The sequence below is a fragment of the Isoptericola sp. b515 genome, assembly GCF_030588125.1.
Classification (GTDB): Bacteria; Actinomycetota; Actinomycetes; order Actinomycetales; family Cellulomonadaceae; genus Isoptericola; species Isoptericola sediminis.
Genome location: NZ_JAUQYR010000014.1, coordinates 1 through 521 on the forward strand (window position 1 = coordinate 1; position 521 = coordinate 521).

The window sequence follows — 521 nt, forward strand, 5'->3', positions numbered from 1 at the left end:
GTGGGGTGTGTTTTCTTGGATTTCTGTAGCAATTTTGTAGTGTGTCGAAGTTTTTAAGGGCACATGGTGGATGCCTTGGCACTAGGAGCCGAAGAAGGACGTTGTAGCCTGCGATAAGCCTCGGGGAGCTGGCAAACGAGCTGTGATCCGAGGGTGTCCGAATGGGGGAACCCGGCCGCAGTCATGTGCGGTCACCGACGCCTGAATGTATAGGGCGCCTGGAGGGAACGTCGGGAAGTGAAACATCTCAGTACCGACAGGAAGAGATATTCCGTGAGTAGTGGCGAGCGAAAGCGGATGAGGCCAAACCGTATGCGTGTCAAGCTGTCAGGCGTTGCGTGTGCGGGGTTGTGGGACCTTCCGAGAACCACTGACATGGTTCTGACCAGTAAGAAAGTCGCGTGATAGTCGAACCGCATTGAAAGGCGGACCGTAGAGGGTGTGAGTCCCGTAGACGAAATCGCGTGGCCTGGTGGAGGGGATCCCAAGTAGCACGGGGCCCGTGAAATCCCGTGTGAATC

General features: G+C 56.2%; 1 rRNA gene. It reads left to right on the top strand.

From position 1 onward, the window contains the following. Window positions 1-43 precede the first annotated feature (43 nt). Window positions 44-521: ribosomal RNA gene (locus tag Q6350_RS15320) — 23S ribosomal RNA — on the top strand; the annotation flags it as partial.